The following is a 17,859-nucleotide window of genomic DNA, read 5'->3' on the forward strand; positions in this document are numbered from 1 at the left end:
CAGTGGCTCCCGCCTGCCGCAGAGGAGCCCGCCGCATGTCCCACGAGCCGCCGTTCATCCCCGTGCCGCCTACCTACCCGTCGGCGCACTACCCGTTGCCGCAGCACCCTGTGGCGATGCAGCTCCGGCCCGAGGACGCTGGAAAGTCCGAGCGCTGGCGGCTCGTCCTGGGCTGCTCGGCGGCGATCCTCGCCCTGCTCGCCGGGTACTACGCCTACCTGAACATCGCAGGCGTCATGCGCGCAGTCGGTTCAATCCAAGGCCGAGGGGGCACCGTGGCGCCCGGCTCGCTGGCCGTCGCCCTCGCAATCATCGGAGCCTACTGCCTCATGGCGCTCGGGTACGCGGCGGTCGGGACATGGAACATCGTGCAGCGGCGGAGCACCGCGCGGGCGCCCCTCGTGACTGCAATCGTGGTGGGCTCGATCGGACTGGTGCTGACCCTCGCCGAGGTCATCACATCCGGGATCGCGGGACACCCCACCCATATCGCAGGAATCGGGCTGAGCGCGCTCATCATCGGGCGGGCGGTCATCGTCCTGCGCATCAAGCCCGTCCCGGCGTGGCCCGCCGCGGCCGTGGAGTACGCGGCGGACCACTGACCGCCCCAGCCGTCACGTGACGCCCGGGCCGTCCGGGGCATGAGGACGCGCCGTTATCGGCCTTCCGCCCGACGGGCGTCGCGCGTCACCACCAGAATTCGGCGATCCGCCCGGCGAGGGCTCGGCCTTGGTCGTAGCCTCCCCGCGCCGCCTGCAGACGCGTTGACGGATCCAACGCCTTCGCGTTGAACACGTCGCCAGCGCCGCCGTCAGGAAAGACGGACTCGACCCTGCTGCCCGCCGCGCGAAGTTCGGCGACCTGGGTTGCGAGATCCATGCCCCACTCGTGCGGGTGGCGCGACCCGCCGCTGAACGGTGACAGGACCAGCACCCGACCGTATCCGGCCGCCAGATCGGCGTTGTCGTTCCGGCGGTATCCGCCGTCGAGGTAGCGGTTCTGGCCGACGCGGTAGGGCGTCATCGGCGAGGTGCTGGCGGCGACGGCGTCGACCAGGGCGATTCCGCTGTGGCGGTCGAACACCGCTGGCTCCCCCGTCTGCGCATCGACCGCCACGATCAGCACCTGCTTCCGCGGCCAGTGCTGGCTGGGAAGCCGGGCCGCGACGACGTCGCGCCAGCGCGCGCTGCCAGTCCCGTCGGAAGCATCCAGCTCGAGCGCCGCGGCGCCCATCCGGCGGCGCATGTCGGGCGCATCCTCTGCCGAGCCGATGATTGCCTGGGACCACTCCATGTAGTTCGGCCCCGACGGAGCCGGAGCGCGCCCCTTGTCGAATCCGGCGCTGCCGGCACGTGGCTGGGGCCCCGCGGCGAGGATCGCGGCATACAGTTCGGCCGGCCGCGTCCCGCTCGTGATCTGGGCAGCCACCGTCGACCCGGACGACGTCCCGATCATGAGATCGGCCTCGGTGAGATCGACGCCGGCTTCGGCCAGACCGGCGATGAGGCCGAGTTGCCACGCATTGCCTGCCGCTCCGCCGCCGGCGAGGACCAAGGCCCGCTGGTGTGAATTCTCCGGCGAGCTGATGGCATCAGCGTGCTGGTCCGGTATCGGCCCGTTGCCGGGCCGGTCTGCGCGCGCCATCGCAGGGCCGCCGGGAGTCGCCGGTGGGCTGATGCGCGGAGTAGAAGAAGGTGTTGCGTCCATGGGAGTCGCCTTTCGCGAAATGCGTATTTGGCGCTCCCTGTGGCGACTACGTCAGTCGCGCGATCGTGGACTGCAGGGGAGCGCCCACTGTGGATACTGCGTACATGGGTCTCACCTCCTGCCGATAGGTCACGATCACGGGAATGATCGCACGCAGCCGGCGCGGTGCGCAACCGCCGGGGCGACGGGCAAGGGGCGGCCGACAGTCCGCTGGCATCATGGGCGCGTGAGCATCCTCAAGTCCGTGGTCCTGTTCGTCCTCGCCGCCGCGGCCGAGATCGGCGGTGCGTGGCTCGTATGGCAGTCGGTCCGTGAGGGCAGGCCGTGGTGGTGGGCGGGGCTCGGGGTGGCCGCGCTCGGGATCTACGGGTTCGTCGCGACCTTCCAGCCCGACGCCCACTTCGGTCGGATCCTGGCCGCGTACGGCGGCGTCTTCGTGGCCGGCTCCCTCGCGTGGGGCATGATCGTGGACGGCTTCCGGCCGGACCGCTGGGACGTGATCGGCGCTGCGGTGTGCCTCGCGGGGGTCGCGGTCATCATGTTCGCGCCCCGCGCCTCGGCCTGACGGACCGCCCACCCGCGCGGGCGTCAGGTGAACGGGCGCGTCAGAGGAAGCTGCAGATCTCCCCGGCGTTGCACGACGACGGATTGGCGGCTGCGGCCGCGACGTGCACCGTCGCGACGGCCGCACGCAATGCCGTGAGCTCGGCAATCTGCGCGTCGAGGGCCTCCAGATGCCGAGCCAATGCCTTCGCGACGTGCCCGCACGGCGCCTCGCCGGCGTCGCGCACCTCGAGCAGGTCCTCGATCTGGGCGAGAGTCAGCCCGGCCGCACGGCCTCGGCGGATGAACCCGATGCGCCCGACCACCTCGGGCGCATAGTCCCGGTACCCGTTCGACCCACGCTCCGGATCGGACAGGAGCCCGCGGGACTCGTAGAACCTCAGCGTCTTGGTGCTCACGCCTGCGGCCGCCGCCGCCTCGCCAATGCGCATCCCAGCCTCCTCAGCGCCCGGACCTGACCTTCCACCTGGGCTTGACCTTCCAGTATAGGGGAAGGTCCACACTGGCGGCATGAGCAACTACGACTACGATCTGGCGATCATCGGCTCCGGCGGAGGGGCCTTCTCAGCGGCGATCCGCGCCACGGGCCTGGGCAAACGCGTCCTCATGGTCGAGCGGGGGACCATCGGCGGGACCTGCGTCAACACAGGGTGTGTGCCCTCGAAGGCGCTCCTTGCGGCCGCCGAAGCGAGGCACACGGCCGCCGACGCAGCGGGCAGGTTCCCCGGCATCGGATCCTCCGCTGGCCCCGTGGACATGGGCGCACTCATCGCGGGCAAGCAGGCCCTCGTCGAGTCAATGCGGCAGGAGAAGTACGTGGACCTCGCCGCCGACTACGGCTGGGATGTGGTCCAGGGAGAGGCCTCCTTCTCGGGCACCCCCGGCGAGCCGGTGCTGACCATCACGCACGACGGCGGCGCGCTCGCCTCGGTCGAGGCGCGCTCCTCTGTCACGGCCCAGCACTACCTCGTCGCAACGGGGTCCTCGCCGTGGATCCACCCGATCGAGGGCCTGCCCGAAGTGGACTACCTGACCTCGACCACGGCGATGGAGCTCAGCGAGATCCCCGAGTCCCTCCTCGTCCTCGGCGGCGGGTACGTCGCGCTCGAGATGGCCCAGCTGTTCGCGCGTCTTGGGACGAGGGTGACGATGCTCGTGCGCAGCCGCCTTGCCTCGCACGAGGAGCCCGAGGCGTCGCGTGCGCTCATGGGCGTCTTCGCGGACGAGGGCATCCACGTGGTCCGTCGCGCCGCCGTCGCCTCGGTGGGCACGGATCCCCTCACGGGCGAGGTGGTCGCCGTCGCCGAGGTGGGCAGCGTCGGGGCCAAGGAGAGGCAGGAGTTCCGGGCCGCGCGGGTCCTCGTCGCGATGGGCCGCAGGCCCGTGACTCGAGCGCTGAACCTCAAGGAGGTCGGCGTCGAGACCGGCGAGTCCGGGGAGATCGTCGTGGACGACACCCTCGCCACTACGAATCCCCGCGTCTGGGCCGCCGGAGACGTCACGGGACACCCAGAGTTCGTCTACGTCGCGGCCCACCACGGGGCGCTCGTGGTCGAGAACGCCTTCACGGGCGCCGGCCGCACCGTGGACTATCGGCATCTCCCCCGTGTCACGTTCACCTCCCCGGCGCTCGGCGCCGTCGGCCTGACGGACAAGCAGGCGCGCGAGTCCGGGTATCGGTGCGAGTGCCGCGTGCTGCCGCTCGAGTACGTGCCTCGCGCGATCGTGAACAGGGACACGCGGGGGTTCATCAAGATCGTCGCCGAGGCGGCCACGGGGAAGATCCTAGGCGTCACCGCCGTGGCAAAGGACGCCGGAGAGCTGGCCGCCGCCGGCGTGTACCTCCTCGAGGCGGGCATGACCGTCGATCAGGTGGCAGCCATGTGGAGCCCGTACCTGACGATGGCGGAGGGGATCCGGATCGCCGCGCAGTCCTACACGGCGGACGTCTCGCGGCTCTCCTGCTGCGCGGTGTGAGGATGCGGCTGCCCGCGGCGGCGTGCCGCATGCGGTGGCCGTGCCCCGCTCAGAAACTGGAATTCCGCGCGAGTCCGAGGAGCTGGTCCTTCGTCTGATCCGCCGTGGGCCCGGTCGGGGAGATGAGGACCTGGGCAACGAAGATCGCCATGTTCTGGCCCTTGGCGACCTCGAGCATGAGGATGGTGATCGGCACGTCGCCGACGGGCCGCAGGGACTTCGGCCCCGCAGCCTCCGACCTCGTCACGAGGATGGCCTTGTCCCCCACGCCCTCGATCGACTGGCCGTCAGGGGGCAGCGCACCTGTGAGCATGGATGCCCCGCCTTGGTGGTACTCGATCGAGAAGATGAGCGAGTCCGGACCGGGGGTGCCCAAGGCGCCGAACGTGTAACGGCAGCTTCCCTCGCCCGGGAGCGTCTCCGGCGTGGTCGTCGCGCCGAAGGCCTGCTTCACGGCATCGGCCGTCGCGATGGCGCACACGGGATTGTTCGTCGACGCCTGCGGGCCCACAGCCGGCGCGGACGGGACGCTGAGCGCGCTGCCGTTGCCCCATCCGGCGTCGACCAGGGCCTGGGCAAGGGCTCGGGCCGTGGCGTTTCCGTCGGGGACGGGGGTTCCCGCATCCATGGGTGGCATGGCCAGATAGCGGAAGTCGAGGGACTCGTTGCCGCGCACCGCTGTGAGGATCGTGTTCGCCGACGCCGAGGGTTCGCCGCGGAAGTAGCCCGTCCACTGAAAGCATGCGAAGTCGCCGATACCGGTCACCGGCGCACAATCGGGCGTCTTCTTCGCCGCGGCGATGTCCGCCGCCGAGGCCGGCGTGGTCAGCGCAACCGAAAGGCCGTTTCCCTTGGCGGACCTGCTGTAGTAGCCGCACAAGTAGGCCTTGCTGCCGCCCGGCCTCGCCGGCGAATTCGACATCGGCACTTGGCCCGGGTCGACCTTGGCGGCGATCGCCGGGGTGATGAGGTCGCATGCCGGGTTGCCGCCGCTCGAGGACGAGGACGACGCGGGGTTGTCGGCGCTCGAGGAGGATGAGGAGGACGTCGTCGTCGGCCCGCTCTGACCGCACCCTGCGAGCAGGAGGGCGAGCGTCCCGACGAGTACGACTCCTGCCCTGGGCAACAGGATCCGATGAGCGCGCATGGCTGTTCTCCGCTCTCCGTGGGGCCGCCCGACAGGCTGCCGGACACCTTGACGGTACGGACCCCATGTGCCCGCGAATAGAGGCGATGTGCCCCGGCCCCCGCGCATCCGGCCCTTGCACGAGCCGCGCGCAGAGAGTAGGCAGGGAGGACCCACCTACCGCAAGGAGTCCCACCATGCGCTACCGCAAGCTCGGCAGTTCCGACCTTGAGGTCTCGGAGATCTCGCTCGGCTCGTGGCTCACGTTCTCGGGCGGCATCGAGGAGGAGCACACCCGCGCGTGCACCCAGGCCGCGTTCGACGCCGGGATCAACTTCTTCGACACCGCGAACGTCTACGGCCGCGGAGCGTCCGAGACAGCCTGGGGCGAGATCCTCTCGAAGCACCCACGCGGCTCGTACATCCTCGCAACGAAGGTGAACGGCCAGATGTCAGACGACCCGGCGGACCATGGCCTCTCCCCCGCGCAGATCGCCAAGCAGATCGACGCCTCGCTCACGCGGCTCCAGACGGACCACGTGGACCTGTACCAGGCTCACCGCTTCGACACCGCCGTTCCGATCGAGGACACCGTCGAGGCCTTGCAGAAGGTGGTCGAGCAGGGCAAGGCCCGCTATCTTGGCTTCAGCGAGTGGACCCCAGAGCAGATCCAGGCCGCGATCGACCTCGCCGGGCCGGGGCTCTTCGTCTCATCGCAGCCGCAGTACTCGATGCTGTGGCAGGCGCCCGAGGCGGAGGTCTTCCCGCTGTGCACAGCCAATGACATCTCGCAGATCGTCTGGTCCCCGCTCGCGCAGGGCGTGCTCACGGGCAAGTACAAGCCGGGCCAGGGGATCCCCGAGGACAGCCGCTTCGCGAGCGACTCCATGAACATGGCCAAGGACCTCCTCCTCAACGACGCGATCCTCGATGCCGTGCAGCGTCTCGTGCCGATTGCCGACGGCGCGGGGCTGAGCCTGCCGACCATGGCCCTCGCGTGGGTGCTCCGCCGCACCGAGCTCGCCTCCGCGATCACCGGCGCGTCTCGCCCGGAGCAGGTGCACACAAACGCGGAGGCTTCCGGCGTCGGACTCACCGACGACGTCCTCGCGGCGATCGACGAGGCCCTCGGCGATGTCCCGGTCAAGAAGCCGACCCTCGCCCCAGGCGCACAGGCTGGCGTGCTGCACCGCGCGTGAGCGCAGGAGGCGAGCGCCCGGCGTCGCCCGAAGCCACGCCTGAGCGCACGAGGCGAGTGCGCGCCGTCGCCCGCCGCGGCGGGACGCTACCTCGTGATCCAGGTACGCGTCACGCCCAGCACGCGTTCGCCGTCGAGATCGGCGAGGGAGGCGCCCACGAAGCGGACCGCGGCCTCGGAGGTCTGCCAGCGGAAGCGGTAGGCGTCCGACGTCGCGGCGTCCGCGATCGCGGCCCCTGCCTCCTGCGCCGACTGGGCCCCGGCGAACGCGCCCGACGAGCGCGAGAGGTAGGCCTCGAGGGGCGCGCCGTACGCGCCGACGTGGGCGGGCCGCTCGACGTTCGCGACGAACTCGCTCGCCACGGCCGCCGGTTCGACGATGCTCACCTGCACACCGAACTGCTCGGCGACCGGCGCGAGGGACTGCATGAAGCCCTCGACGGCGAACTTCGCGCCGCAGTACGCGTCGGCGAAAGGCTGGCCGACCGCGCCGCCAACGCTCGTGACGGTCACGATCCGTCCGTGTCCGCGGTCCCGCATCCCGGGCAGCACGAGCTTGGCCAGATGCACGGGCGCGAGGTAGTTGACCTCGAGCTGGTCCCGGATCACGTCCAGACCGAGCTGCTCAGCGGTGCCCACACAGCCCCTGCCGGCGTTGTTGACCAGCACGTCGATCCGGCCGTGGTCGGCGACCACGGCGGCAACGAGGGCCTCCGCCGCGGGGTGGTCGACGACGTCGAGCGCCCGGAGGTCAAGCTCGACGCCAGCCTCCGCCGCGGCCGCGCGGAGTGCGTCGGCCCGGGTGAGGTCACGCATGGTCGCGACCACGGTGAGGCCCCTGCGGGCGAGTTCGACGGCGGCGTGCAGCCCCATCCCGGACGAGGTTCCTGTGACGAGCGCGACATCAGACATGGCGCCACACTACGCCGGTCACGTGGTCAGGCGCCGCTGCGCACGGGCTCACCGATCCGCTCGGTCGCGGCCCAGCTCGCGAGGAGCTTGAGGGATTCCTCGGACGGCGAGCCGGGCACGGCCGGGTAGACGGTCAGGGTCAGCCCGGGGTCCTCCTCGAGGGCGAGCGCCTCGAACACCATCTCGAGCTCGCCGACCACGGGATGCCGGAAGTGCTTGCGGCCCGAGTAGTGCCGCCGGACGTTGTGGCGGGCCCACAGCGAGGCGAACTCCGCGCTGCGCGTGGACAGCTCGCCCACGAGGTCCGCGAGGCCCTTGTCGTGCGGATTACGGCCCGACTCGGTCCGCAGGAGCGCCACGTTGTTGTTCGCCGCGAGGTTCCAGTCGGGGTAGAACTCCCGGGCACGGGTGTCCAGGAAGATGAACCGGGAGTGGTTCGCCGGGCGGGCGGGGACGCCCAGCGTCTGGCGGGCCGCGCCGTCGTACATCTGGGAGTAGAGCGCGAAGCCGAGCCGGTTGGCGGCGAGGATGTCCATGCGCCCGTTGCGCACGAACGCGGGCGCCCCGGTGATGGCGTCGAGCATGAACTGCACGCTCGGCCGGACCGCCTGGCGGGACGCGCGCGGGCGGGACCGCGAAGGGCCCGCGTTGCGGGCGAGGTCGAAGAGGTGGTCGCGTTCGGCGTCGTCCAGCTGGAGGGCGCGGGCAAGCGCCTCGAGGATGCCCTCCGAGACCCCCGCGAGGTTCCCCCGCTCGAGCCGCGTGTAGTACTCCACGCTGACCCCCGCGAGCAGCGCAGCCTCCTCGCGCCTGAGGCCCGGCACGCGCCGGTTCGTGCCGTAGACCGTGAGTCCGGCCTGCTCCGGAGTGATCTTCGCCCGACGGGTCGCGAGGAAGTCGCGGACCTCCTCGCGGTTCTCTGCTGCCATGGATCCACGCTACGCCGCGTCCCGCCACGGCTGGGAGGTACTGCCAGTACCGGTCTCATCAGGGCTCTCCCTCTTCGGCGCGCTCCGGGGTTGCATGGGAGGGTGCTCACCCCGTTGCCTCCCACCGCTGGACGCACGACGCCGCCCCGCGGCTCCGTTGCGCGCCTCGCCGCACGGCGGGTCGCCGCGCTTCAGAAGCTGGCCCTCAGACCCTGGGACCTGACCCCTGGTCCCACCCAACCCCTTGGAGGATCCCCCATGGAACTCATTCCCGCCCAGGTTCCCGCCGTTGCCCCGGCATCCCGCTTCACCGGCCATGTCGAGGTGACCACCGTCTCCGCGGCGGCCGCGCCCGGGTGGCTCGCCGCCGCCGTCGTGCGCTTCTCCGCCGGCGCCCACACGAATTGGCACGTCCACGCGCTCGGCCAGACCCTCTACGTGCTCGAGGGGACCGCGCTCGTGGGGACCCGCGACGGTCGCGTCGTGGCCGCCGGACCCCGCGAGACCGTGCAGTGCGCCGCGGGCGAGGATCACTGGCACGGCGCGACGGCCGACGCCGCGATGGCGCACCTCGCGATGCTTGCGGGCGACGGCGAGACCGATCCGACCACGTGGCTCGAGCCGGTCGACGACGCCGCGTACCGGGCGGCCAACGGCACGGAAGAAGCCGCCGCCAACGGCAAGTGACCGAAGGCCCGCGGCCCGGCGCCGCCGCGCGCGTAACTCCCCAGCTCTAGCCCCGACGAGTGCTCTGACTCGTCCCGACATCCGCGTGATTGCGCGGGTTGAAGGCTAAAGCTGGGGAGCTTCGTCCGTTAAAGCTGGGGAGGTCGGAACGTTCGACCCCGGAGATGACCGTCAGAAGGTGACCCTCAGGAGGTGACTCTCGGAACCTAACTCGCCGAAGGTGACTCCCAAGGGCGGGCCGGGGCGGGGCCGTCGGGCGCGTCCTGCTCACTCAGCCTTGTGGGCTGGCCCACTCCTCGCGTACCATCGATGTGAGCGATATTAGAACACGCAGTTCTATTATCGAACAACCATTCCGATGGCGAGAGGTCGCCACCCCACAGAGAAGTGAGGAAGCCCGTGCAGTTCCACCACCACGGCTACGTGTCCACGGATCCCAAGGTCCAGCCGGCCGCTGGCGTCGGCCTCAACCGCCCCGAGGATCTCCCCGACGAGGTCGACGTGCTCATCGTCGGCACCGGGCCCGCGGGCATGATCACCGCAGCGCAGCTCTCGCAGTTCCCCAACGTCAACACCCGGATTATCGAGCGCCGCGGCGGCCGCCTCGAGATCGGCCAGGCGGACGGCATCCAGGCCCGCAGCGTCGAGACGTTCCAGGCCTTCGGGTTCGCCCCCGAGATCATCGCCGAGGCCTACCACATCACCGAAATGAACTTCTGGCAGCCGGACCCCGAGAACCCCCAGAACATCAAGCGCACCTCGCGCGCGGTGGACGACGAGATGGGGATCAGCGAGTTCCCGCACCTGATCGTGAACCAGGCCCGCGTGCTCGACTACTTCGCCGAGGTCATGGAGAACTCCCCGACCCGCATGAAGCCGGACTACGGCTGGGAGTTCGTGAGCCTTGAGATCGGCGAGGGCGAGTACCCCGTCACCGTCAAGCTCGCCGGCACCTCCCAGCATGAGGGCCAGGAGCGCACCGTCAAGGCCAAGTACGTGGTCGGCTCCGACGGCGCACGCAGCAAGGTCCGCGACGCGATCGGCTGCGAGATGTCCGGCGACCGTGCCAACCACGCGTGGGGCGTCATGGACGTCCTCGCCAACACGGACTTCCCCGACATCCGCACCAAGTGCGCCATCCAGTCGCACGACGGCGGCAGCATCCTGCACATCCCGCGCGAGGGCGGCTACCTCTTCCGCATGTACGTGGACCTCGGCGTGGTACCGGACGACGACAACGGCACGATCCGCGCGACCCCGCTCCAGGAGATCATCGACCGCGCGAACAAGATCCTCCACCCGTACTCGGTGGATGTGAAGAGCGTCGCCTGGAACAGCGTCTACGAGGTCGGCCACCGCGTCACCCACCGGTTCGACGACGTCCCCACCTCGCAGGCCGGGCAGCGTTCACCGCGCGTCTTCATCACCGGCGACGCGTGCCACACGCACAGCGCCAAGGCCGGACAGGGCATGAACGTCTCGATGCAGGACGGCTTCAACATCGGCTGGAAGCTCGGCCACGTCCTCGAGGGCCGCAGCCCCGAAAGCCTCCTGTCCACCTACACGGCCGAGCGCCAGGTGATCGCGCAGAACCTCATCGACTTCGACCGCACGTGGTCCTCGATGATGGCGAAGAATCCCGAGGACTTCGAGAGCCCCTCGGAGCTCGCGGACTTCTACGTCCGCACCGCCGAGTTCCCGGCCGGATTCATGACCGAGTACCACCCCTCGGCGATCGTGGGCCAGGCCAAGCACCAGGACCTCGCCACGGGCTTCCCGATGGGCAAGCGCTTCAAGTCCGCCAAGGCCCTGCGCATCTCCGACACCAACCCGCTGCACCTCGGCCACCTCGCCCAGGCCGACGGCCGCTGGCGCATCTACGCCTTCGCCGATGCGGCCAAGGCCGGCACGCCGGACTCGGCGATGGCGAAGTTCGCCGACTGGCTCGCCAACGACCCGGCCTCCCCCGTGGTCTCAACCCCCGAGGGCCTGGACCGCAACGCGTGGTTCGACGTCAAGGCCGTCTACCAGCAGGACCACCACACCTTCGACCTGAACGATGTCCCCAGCGTGTTCAAGCCGCAGGTGGGCGAGTTCCAGCTCAACGACCTCGAGAATGTCTTCGGCACGTACTCCGCCGCGGACATCTTCGAGGAGCGCGGCCTGAGCCGTGACGGCGTGGTCGTGGTGGTCCGCCCGGACCAGTACGTGGCCAACATCGTCCCGCTCGCCGCAACCGACGAGCTCGGCGCGTTCTTCGCGGGCGTCCTGAAGGGCCATGCGGCCGCTCAGGTCTGACCAGGTCTGACCAGGAGCCGCTTCAGGCGGCTGCACGACGGCGAGGGGTCGCCTCCCGCACGGGAGGTGACCCCTCGCCCGTCCCAGCCCCGAAATAGAGCGCATTCCGGAAGACCGAAAACCTCGTCAATTGCCCCGAATTCTGCATTTCAAACATCTTCGAGCAGATGCGGGATTATTTTCCCGCCGGCCTTGCCATCCTACCGCGCGCATGCTTTTCTGAAACCCTCCATGCGGAAGTCCCGTAAATAGAAAAGCACATGCCAAACACCCAGCACGGGAGGTTGCCATGCCTGACTCACTCACCGCCGGACTTGCAGAAGTGGCGCGGTTCGTCCCCCAGCTCCTGCTGTTCCTCGTCATCCTCATCGTGGGCCTGCTCGTGGCCAAGGCGATCGCGAATGGGCTCTCGCGTCTCCTGACCAAGATCGGATTCGACCGCTGGGTCGAACGGGGCGGCGTGAAGCGCGCCCTCGCCGGGTCCAACCTCGACGCGAGCACCATTGTCTCCAAGATCATCTATTACGCTCTCGTCCTCTTCGTGCTTCAATTCGCGTTCGGCGTTTTCGGCCCGAATCCAGTCAGCACTCTGCTCGCGGCCATCATCGGATTCCTGCCCAAGGTTGTCGTCGCGATTATCATCGTGATCGTGAGCGCGGCGATCGCCGCCGCTGTGAAGACGCTCATTCAGGGCTCTCTGGGCGGCCTGTCGTACGGCAAGACGCTCGCCAATATCGCGAGCATCTTCATCATCGGCATCGGCATCATCGCCGCCCTCAACCAGGTGGACATCGCGGTCACGGTCACGACCCCCATCCTCATCGCCGTGCTCGCGGCCATCGTCGGAGTGGTGATCGTGGGAGTGGGCGGCGGCCTCATCAAGCCCATGTCCCAGCGCTGGGAGCGCTACCTCTCCCGCGCCGAGGATGAGGCCCCGCGCGTCAAGGCGCACGCCGAGGCCGCCCCACCGGCTTCCGAGCAGATTAAGGAAGCGGCCCGCCAGCACATGCCGCCGACCCAGAGCGACGGTGCCCACCGCTACTGAGGCGGCCCGCTGCCTCTCACGGAACACGTAACAGATGCAGGCCAGAAGAGCCAGAAGAGGAGAACCACAATGTTCACGAGTGCGGACCTAGAGGACCTCAAGGACGGCCAGGGAGATGTGGTCTCCCAGGACGGGGAGAAGATCGGCGCCATCGGCGAGTTCTACCTCGACGACCACACGGACGTGCCCGCATGGGTCACGGTGAAGACCGGGCTCTTCGGCACCAAGGAATCCTTCGTTCCCCTCGAGGGGGCCAGGATCGCGGAGGAGAACCTCGTGGTCCCGTATACGAAGGACCACATCAAGGATGCTCCCCGCGTCGACGCTGAGGAGCACCTCGAGCCGGGTGAGGAGGACCGGCTCTACCGCCACTATGGACGCTCCGCTCCGGCCCAGGGACTGGCGGACACCGAGCGGGCCCAGAACGAGGCGGCTCTGCAGGACGGGCCGATCGGCCGACGCCAACTGGCGATGGGCCTCCGTCGGCGCCCCCTCGGGAATGGTCTGAACCAGCCCGTCCCTGTGGAGAACACACCGGTCGACGGTAGCGCGGTCGAGACGGACAGGAACATCGGTGACGACCGACTCCGGTGACGGACGGCGGGGTTCGCCAAGACGGCGCGATCCGCGGCCGGAGCCGGGTGACCGGACGGAACCGACGGAACCGGCGGGCGCCCCGGCCCACGGACTCGGAGGAGCCTCGCCCGAGGACCCGCGGACTCGGTCCGGCGCCCCGCAGCCCGGCTCGCCCCGGGCGGACTCACCGCAGCCGGGCTCGCCCCGGACAGACTCGTCGCAACCGGGCTCGCCCCGGCCCGGGGTGTCCCGGGCCGGGGCCACGTGGACCGCGGTCATCGCGGGCCTCGTGGTCTTCATCCTGCTCGTGGTGTTCTTCATCCAGAACCAGGACATGGCCCAAGTCCACTTCCTGGGCCTCGTCGGTCCGGTGCCCCTCGGGATCGCGCTGTTCATCGCGGCCGTGGCCGGCGGGGTGCTGGTGGCCATCGCCGGCGCCGTGCGGATCTTTCAACTCCGAGCCGCCGCCCGCCGGGCACGGCGCACGACGCCGCCGCGGCGCTGACCATCACCCCCGCTGCAGGGCCTCCGTGGCCGCCCAGCTCGCGAGCAGCCGCAGCCGCTCCTCGCTCGCCGAACCGGGCTCGGCCGTGTAGGCGAACATAGTCCAGCCGGGGTTGGCGGGCAGTTCCATGGCCTCGTAGGCGAGCTCGAGGTCGCCGACCATGGGGTGGTGGATCCGCTTGTGGCCCGTGCGGTGGAAGCGGACGTTGTGGGCTGCCCAGCGCACGCGGAACTCCTCGCTCGTCACGGAGAGTTCGCCGATGAGCTCCTGGAGGGCGCGGTCATGGGGGCTGCGGCCCGCGTAGCCCCGGAGGGTCGCGACGACGTCGTCCATGTTCTTCTCCCAGTCCGGGTAGAAGTCGCGCGCCGCGGGGCTCGTGAAGAGGAAGCGTGCGTTGTTGGCCGGCGTCCCCGGGGACGCGGTGGCCTCCGTGACGGGAGCGTACAGGGCGCGGCCCAGCGCGTTGGCCGCGACGAAGTCCATCCGCTCGTTGCGCACCCAGGCCGGCGCGCCGGTGACGGCGTCGAGGAAGCGCTGCAGGCTGTCCCTGACCTCGGGTGCACCCGACCCACGCGCACGACGGCGCGTGCCCGCGGCGCCCTGAGCAGCGGACTGCTGCGACGCCGACCGCTGCGACGCCCTGGCGAGGTCGAAAAGGTGAGTCGTCTCGGCCTCGTCGAGCTGGAGGGCGCGGGCTAGCGAGTCGAGCACCTCGTCCGAGGCTCCGGAGAGGTCGCCGCGCTCGAGGCGCGCGTAGTAGTCAGCGCTCACGTTCGCCAGAAGGGCGACCTCCTCGCGGCGCAGGCCGGGCACGCGGCGTCGGCTGCCTCCGATGAGGCCCGCCGATTCAGGGCTCACATGGGCGCGGCGGGTGCGGAGGAACTCGCGCACCTCACTTCTGGTGTCCATGGTTCGAGGGTACGGTTCGCTCCCCGCGATTGGGGCGCCCTGTCAGAACACGGATCAGCGGTCGGTCGCTCAGTCGCGGCGCAGAGCGGGCCACGGCGAGGCCCACGCGGACGTTGCCCGCCACATGGATGAGCACGGCGACCACGAGGAAGGCTGCCAGCACCTGGGTCGTCGTGACGAAGACTCCCGGCCACCCGCCGTCGAGCGTCGGATCGAGGAAGTCGTAGACGTACCAGCCGTCGATCCCGCCGCGGATCCACGAGAAGGCCAGGAACGCGGCCGGGTAGACCATCCAGGCGAGCGGCCGCCACCACCTGCCGCGGACGGTGCGCGTGACGAGGATCCAGTCGAGCGCCATGACGAGCGGGACGATGCGGTGGTGGATCATCTGCGGCCAGTACATGTCCAGGGTCCACCATGGCTCGCTGGGCGGCGCGACAAGGACCACGTAGATGATGCCCGTCATGACCATGTAGAACGTGAGCGCGCCGAACAGGTGGTCCCACCAGAGCGGGAGCCTGGTACACGGCCACGCCGCGGAGGCGATCAGGACGAGCCCGACGGCCAAGTTCGACTGGACGGTGAACTCGGAGTAGAGCTGCGGGATGTCGACGTCGTTGGTCGGCAGCGTCGCGTCCATCGTCTTCTGGATGAGCGCGACGAGGACGGCGACCCCCACAGCGGCGCGCACGAGGCGGATCCAGAGGCGGTCGGGGTGAAGCGCGTGGTTGAGGGCGAGGTTGTTCTCCGCCGGAGGGATCAGTGTCGGTGCGCCGCTCATGGCCACAGTCTGCTGCTGCGCGGCGTGCGCACCCAGAGTCGAAAGTACCGCCAGCTCAGAACCCCGAGGGCATCCGCGGCGTGTAGTGCTCCTCGAGGGCGCGCGCCTCGTCCTCGGAGAGCGTCAGCTCAAGGGCCGCGGCGGCGTCTGCGAGGTGATGCGGCTTGGTCGCCCCGACAATCGGGGCCGTGACCACGGGGTTGTGCAGCACCCAGGCGAGGGCGATCTGGGCCATGGGCACGCCGCGGGCCTCGGCGACGCGCTGGACGGCGCTGACAATCGGCTCGTTCACCTCGCCGGAGTAGCGGCTCTGCAGCGGGTCCGTCTCGGCCCGCTGGGTGTGCTGGTCGCTCCACGGGCGCGTGAGGCGGCCCTTCGCGAGCGGGCTCCAGGGGAGACTGCCCACGCCTTGATCCGCAAGGAGCGGCATCATCTCGCGCTCCTCCTCGCGCATCACGAGGCTGTATTGGTCCTGCATCGAGACGAACCGCGTCCAGCCGTTCGCCTCGGCGGCGTGCTGCATCTTCTGGAACTGCCACGCCCACATCGACGACGCCCCGAGGTAGCGCGCCTTGCCGGCCTTCACGACGTCGTGCAGCGCCTCCATCGTCTCCTCGACCGGCGTCTCCGGGTCGAAGCGGTGGATCTGGTAGAGGTCCACGTAGTCGGTGCCGAGCCGGGACAGGGACGCATCGACCTGCTCCATGATCGCCCGGCGCGACAGTCCGCGGCCTCCCGGACCCTCGTGCATGGGGAAGAAGACCTTCGTCGCGAGGACCACGTCCTCGCGGCTCGTGTAACTCCGGATGGCGCGGCCCACGATCTCCTCCGAGGAACCGTAGCCATAGACGTTCGCGGTGTCCCAGAACGTGATGCCGAGCTCGACGGCCTGGCGGAAGAGCGGCGCGGCCGCGTCGTCGTCGAGCGCCCAGTCGCTGAAGCCGCGCGAGGCGTCGCCGAAGCTCATGCAGCCGAGGGCGAGGCGGCTCACGCGCAGGCCGGAGGTACCGAGGCGTGTGTACTCCATCGGATGGTTCCTTTCGTCGGTGGGGATACGCCCGACGCTACGCGGCCCTCTGCGCGCGAGGGAGGCCCTGTGAGTACGCGGATGGGGCGGGCCCCCGCTGCGGACGGCGCCGAGCCCGGCGTCTCGCCATGGCTGCGACCAGAAGCACGACGGCGGCCGCGGCCATCGCGGCCGGGCTCACCGTGGGCCCGGCGCCGGTCCCGACGGTGGCGGAGACGGCCTCGAGCGCAGCCGGGACCACGAGGAACTCGGGCCTGCGGGCGATCAGGGCCAGAGGGATCAGCATGAGCGCGTACCACGCATAGCTCGGGCACACGATCACGAGGGCCCACCCGACCGAGACCGCCTGCGCCACGGCGGGCTCGAGCCGGTGCCGTGCGAGCCACACCCCCGCCCACACGGCGAGCAGTGCCGCCACGCCCACCACGAGCGCCGGGCCCGGCGGCAGGAGGATGCCTGGCAACGAGAATCGCGTCGTGTCCCCGCCCGAGGAGTAGCCCTCCTCCGAGAGGTACCCCGGGAGGTAGCCGAGCACGGCCGGGCCGGAGGCGAGCACGTACGGGACGTACACCGCGCTGACCGTGCCAACCGCCGCAGCCGCGAAGCGCCATGGCCGGTCCCTCAGCATGCCGGGAAGCGCGGCAGCCGGGATCACCTTGGTCGCGACCGCGAGGCCGAACAGGATGCCCGACCTCCCGACCCGCCGGGCCCCGAGCGCGAGGGCTGCCCCGGCGAGCAGGACCGCCGCGAGGGCATCGACGTGCGCGTTGTTGACGGCCTCGAGGAGCACGAGCGGGTTCCAGGCCCACAGCGCCGCGTCGGCCAGGGGGATTCCGGCGCGCGCGAAGGCACGGGTCAGCAGGAGCGTTCCCGCGAGCGCGAGCACGAGACCCGCGGCCTGGAACGCGATCCACCCCACGCCCGCGGGCAGCGGGAGCCGCACGGCCCCGAAGTATGCCTCCGCCACGGGCGGATACGCGGTGGGGACGCGCGGCCGGTTGATCGCGGTGCACAGGGGCTCGCCGCGGGGCACCGAGTCCGTGAGCACGTCCCCTGTCGGGAAGTGCCCGCCGGGGGCTGCGGCCTCGCACCGCTGCCCGTCGCGCGGCGCGAACAGCCATGCGGGCCTCAGGTCCGCGAGCGCGTCCGACGCTGGCACATCCCGGTACGGCGAGATCCCGGCCTTCTGCACGATCCCGTCCCACGCGTACCGCGCCGAGTCGTTGCTCGTGGACGGCGGCGCGGACAGCGAGGCGCCGCCAGCAGCGAGGAGGCCCAGCACGATGGTTCCCAGCACCCAGCGATGGCCCGCCCCCGACCGTTGGGCCCTGCGCACGAGGGCCCACGCCGCGATGGCGGCGACCCAGCACGCCGCCGTGCCGACCAGCACCCGCAACCGGTCGCCGTCGTGCGCGGAGACGGTCCAGACGACGGCCGCGACGAGGGCAGCGAGGGCAGGCACGGCCAGCGCGAGCAGGCACGCGGAGAGGAGGGTGCGGGGTCGGGGAGCGCGGTCTCGGAGCCGGTGAGCTGCCATGCTGACAGCGTCCCGCACGAGGCGCGGCGATGGGCGCGATCGAGGCTTCCCGTTCGGGTTCCGTAATGTCTCGCGGGCCCT

Annotated in this window: 18 protein-coding genes; 9 read left to right on the forward strand and 9 right to left on the reverse strand. The window is 70.4% G+C overall.

Translation table 11 applies throughout. From position 1 onward, the window contains the following. Positions 1-35: 35 nt before the first annotated feature. A complete protein-coding gene (locus AB5L97_RS18570; RefSeq protein WP_369045801.1) occupies positions 36-602 on the forward strand; it encodes a hypothetical protein in 567 nt (188 codons plus the stop codon). Between the two features lie 85 nt (positions 603-687). Here the strand turns inward: AB5L97_RS18570 and AB5L97_RS18575 are convergent, their stop codons facing one another. Beyond that, positions 688-1,707: a patatin-like phospholipase family protein gene (locus tag AB5L97_RS18575; protein WP_369045802.1), complete on the reverse strand. Its 1,020-nt coding sequence runs from the start codon at positions 1,705-1,707 to the stop codon at positions 688-690. A gap of 226 nt (positions 1,708-1,933) precedes the next feature. Between AB5L97_RS18575 and AB5L97_RS18580 the strand changes: the two genes are divergently transcribed. Further along, the gene (locus tag AB5L97_RS18580) at positions 1,934-2,272 is read left to right on the forward strand and encodes a YnfA family protein (protein WP_369045803.1); all 339 of its coding nucleotides are present in this window, start codon (positions 1,934-1,936) and stop codon (positions 2,270-2,272) included. Between the two features lie 40 nt (positions 2,273-2,312). On the opposite strand, the gene AB5L97_RS18585 is transcribed toward AB5L97_RS18580, so the two are convergent. Continuing rightward, entirely contained in the window at positions 2,313-2,702 is a 390-nt protein-coding gene (locus tag AB5L97_RS18585; RefSeq protein ID WP_369045804.1) for a heavy metal-responsive transcriptional regulator, read from the reverse strand. 79 nt (positions 2,703-2,781) lie between these two features. Here AB5L97_RS18585 and merA point away from each other — a divergent pair, with 79 nt between their 5' ends. Further along, positions 2,782-4,248 (forward strand): mercury(II) reductase, encoded by a 1,467-nt coding sequence (merA, locus tag AB5L97_RS18590; RefSeq protein WP_369045805.1) that lies wholly within the window; start codon positions 2,782-2,784, stop codon positions 4,246-4,248. Positions 4,249-4,297: 49 nt separating this feature from the next. On the opposite strand, the gene AB5L97_RS18595 is transcribed toward merA, so the two are convergent. After that, complete coding sequence (locus AB5L97_RS18595; RefSeq protein WP_369045806.1) at positions 4,298-5,395, reverse strand: hypothetical protein; 1,098 nt, start codon at positions 5,393-5,395, stop codon at positions 4,298-4,300. 176 nt (positions 5,396-5,571) lie between these two features. Here AB5L97_RS18595 and AB5L97_RS18600 point away from each other — a divergent pair, with 176 nt between their 5' ends. After that, on the forward strand, positions 5,572-6,573 hold the full coding sequence (locus AB5L97_RS18600; RefSeq protein WP_369045807.1) for an aldo/keto reductase: 1,002 nt from the start codon (positions 5,572-5,574) through the stop codon (positions 6,571-6,573). An 86-nt stretch (positions 6,574-6,659) separates the two neighbouring features. Here the strand turns inward: AB5L97_RS18600 and AB5L97_RS18605 are convergent, their stop codons facing one another. After that, a complete protein-coding gene (locus tag AB5L97_RS18605) occupies positions 6,660-7,484 on the reverse strand; it encodes an SDR family NAD(P)-dependent oxidoreductase (protein WP_369045808.1) in 825 nt (274 codons plus the stop codon). 26 nt (positions 7,485-7,510) lie between these two features. Next, on the reverse strand, positions 7,511-8,413 hold the full coding sequence (locus AB5L97_RS18610) for a helix-turn-helix transcriptional regulator (protein ID WP_307956263.1): 903 nt from the start codon (positions 8,411-8,413) through the stop codon (positions 7,511-7,513). A gap of 258 nt (positions 8,414-8,671) precedes the next feature. Here AB5L97_RS18610 and AB5L97_RS18615 point away from each other — a divergent pair, with 258 nt between their 5' ends. The 5 genes from AB5L97_RS18615 to AB5L97_RS18635 all read left to right on the forward strand — a co-directional run bounded on the left by AB5L97_RS18615 (position 8,672) and on the right by AB5L97_RS18635 (position 13,524). Continuing rightward, a complete protein-coding gene (locus AB5L97_RS18615) occupies positions 8,672-9,100 on the forward strand; it encodes a cupin domain-containing protein (protein WP_369045809.1) in 429 nt (142 codons plus the stop codon). Positions 9,101-9,499: 399 nt separating this feature from the next. Continuing rightward, on the forward strand, positions 9,500-11,398 hold the full coding sequence (locus AB5L97_RS18620; RefSeq protein ID WP_369045810.1) for an FAD-binding monooxygenase: 1,899 nt from the start codon (positions 9,500-9,502) through the stop codon (positions 11,396-11,398). Positions 11,399-11,687: 289 nt separating this feature from the next. Next, positions 11,688-12,443 carry a mechanosensitive ion channel family protein gene (locus AB5L97_RS18625; RefSeq protein ID WP_369045811.1) on the forward strand — a complete coding sequence of 252 codons (756 nt, stop codon included), beginning with the start codon at positions 11,688-11,690 and terminating at the stop codon, positions 12,441-12,443. Positions 12,444-12,512: 69 nt separating this feature from the next. Then, positions 12,513-13,037 (forward strand): PRC-barrel domain-containing protein, encoded by a 525-nt coding sequence (locus AB5L97_RS18630; protein ID WP_369045812.1) that lies wholly within the window; start codon positions 12,513-12,515, stop codon positions 13,035-13,037. A 226-nt stretch (positions 13,038-13,263) separates the two neighbouring features. Then, positions 13,264-13,524, forward strand: a complete 261-nt coding sequence (locus AB5L97_RS18635; protein WP_307956268.1) for a LapA family protein — start codon at positions 13,264-13,266, stop codon at positions 13,522-13,524. A 3-nt stretch (positions 13,525-13,527) separates the two neighbouring features. Here AB5L97_RS18635 and AB5L97_RS18640 read toward each other — a convergent pair whose 3' ends face one another. Genes AB5L97_RS18640 through AB5L97_RS18655 form a run of 4 tightly spaced genes read right to left on the reverse strand, consistent with a single transcriptional unit; the run spans position 13,528 to position 17,778 of the window. Next, the gene (locus tag AB5L97_RS18640; protein WP_369045813.1) at positions 13,528-14,433 is read right to left on the reverse strand and encodes a helix-turn-helix domain-containing protein; all 906 of its coding nucleotides are present in this window, start codon (positions 14,431-14,433) and stop codon (positions 13,528-13,530) included. After that, complete coding sequence (locus tag AB5L97_RS18645; protein WP_369045814.1) at positions 14,417-15,214, reverse strand: Pr6Pr family membrane protein; 798 nt, start codon at positions 15,212-15,214, stop codon at positions 14,417-14,419. The genes AB5L97_RS18640 and AB5L97_RS18645 overlap by 17 nt, the downstream gene beginning before the upstream one ends. Before the next feature lie 55 nt (positions 15,215-15,269). Continuing rightward, positions 15,270-16,241, reverse strand: coding sequence for an aldo/keto reductase (locus AB5L97_RS18650; RefSeq protein WP_369045815.1), 972 nt, complete (start codon positions 16,239-16,241; stop codon positions 15,270-15,272). Positions 16,242-16,278: 37 nt separating this feature from the next. Next, on the reverse strand, positions 16,279-17,778 hold the full coding sequence (locus AB5L97_RS18655) for a glycosyltransferase family 87 protein (protein ID WP_369045816.1): 1,500 nt from the start codon (positions 17,776-17,778) through the stop codon (positions 16,279-16,281). Positions 17,779-17,859: the final 81 nt, after the last annotated feature.

The organism is Sinomonas sp. P10A9 (assembly GCF_041022165.1).
Lineage (GTDB): Bacteria > Actinomycetota > Actinomycetes > Actinomycetales > Micrococcaceae > Sinomonas > Sinomonas puerhi.